The organism is Saccharothrix sp. ST-888 (assembly GCF_000955975.1).
GTDB lineage: Bacteria > Actinomycetota > Actinomycetes > Streptomycetales > Streptomycetaceae > Kitasatospora.
On record NZ_JYJF01000265.1, the window covers coordinates 1 to 1,585 of the forward strand.

The 1,585-nt window shown below is 56.8% G+C and carries 1 rRNA gene; it reads left to right on the forward strand.

The annotated features are described in order from the left end of the window. Positions 1-41 precede the first annotated feature (41 nt). Positions 42-1,585 (forward strand): 23S ribosomal RNA (locus UK12_RS32520); the annotation flags it as partial.

The window sequence follows — 1,585 nt, forward strand, 5'->3', positions numbered from 1 at the left end:
GGTCGTTGTTTGAGAACTGCACAGTGGACGCGAGCATCTGTGGCCAAGTTTTTAAGGGCGCACGGTGGATGCCTTGGCACTAGGAACCGATGAAGGACGTGGGAGGCCGCGATAGTCCCCGGGGAGCCGTCAACCAGGCTTTGATCCGGGGGTTTCCGAATGGGGAAACCCGGCAGTCGTCATGGGCTGTCACCCATACCTGAACACATAGGGTATGTGGAGGGAACGAGGGGAAGTGAAACATCTCAGTACCCTCAGGAAGAGAAAACAACCGTGATTCCGGGAGTAGTGGCGAGCGAAACCGGATGAGGCTAAACCGGAGTGGTGTGAGACCCGGCAGGGGTTGCCGCTTCGGGGTCGTGGGAAAGTTCTTCAGTCGTCTGCCGGCGGCTGGGTGAGTCAGAAACCGTATGGGTAGTCGAAGGACATGCGAAAGGTCCGGCGTAGAGGGTAAGACCCCCGTAGACGAAACTTGTACGGCTCACTTGAGCTTCTCCCAAGTAGCACGGAGCCCGAGAAATTCCGTGTGAATCTGGCGGGACCACCCGCTAAGCCTAAATATTCCCTAGTGACCGATAGCGGATAGTACCGTGAGGGAATGGTGAAAAGTACCGCGGGAGCGGAGTGAAATAGTACCTGAAACCGTGTGCCTACAAGCCGTGGGAGCGTCGTCGTGGTTTTCGGATCACGGCCGTGACTGCGTGCCTTTTGAAGAATGAGCCTGCGAGTTTGCGGTGTGTAGCGAGGTTAACCCGTGTGGGGTAGCCGTAGCGAAAGCGAGTCCGAATAGGGCGTCTGAGTTGCATGCCCAAGACCCGAAGCGGAGTGATCTAGCCATGGGCAGGTTGAAGCGCGGGTAAGACCGTGTGGAGGACCGAACCCACCAGGGTTGAAAACCTGGGGGATGACCTGTGGTTAGGGGTGAAAGGCCAATCAAACTCCGTGATAGCTGGTTCTCCCCGAAATGCATTTAGGTGCAGCGTCGCGTGTTTCTTGCCGGAGGTAGAGCACTGGATAGGCGATGGGCCTTACCGGGTTACTGACCTTAGCCAAACTCCGAATGCCGGTAAGTGAGAGCGCGGCAGTGAGACTGTGGGGGATAAGCTCCATGGTCGAGAGGGAAACAGCCCAGAACACCGACTAAGGTCCCTAAGCGTGTGCTAAGTGGGAAAGGATGTGGAGTCGCAGAGACAACCAGGAGGTTGGCTTAGAAGCAGCCACCCTTGAAAGAGTGCGTAATAGCTCACTGGTCAAGTGATTCCGCGCCGACAATGTAGCGGGGCTCAAGCACATCACCGAAGTCGTGTCATTGCAGCAATACTCCTAACGGGGGCTGTGATGGGTAGGGGAGCGTCGTGTGCCGGGTGAAGCAGCGGAGGAATCCAGTTGTGGACGGTATACGAGTGAGAATGCAGGCATGAGTAGCGATACAAGAGTGGGAAACTCTTGCGCCGATTGACCAAGGGTTCCTGGGTCAAGCTGATCTGCCCAGGGTAAGTCGGGACCTAAGGCGAGGCCGACAGGCGTAGTCGATGGACAACGGGTTGATATTCCCGTACCCGCTTTGAAGCGCCAACGCTGAACC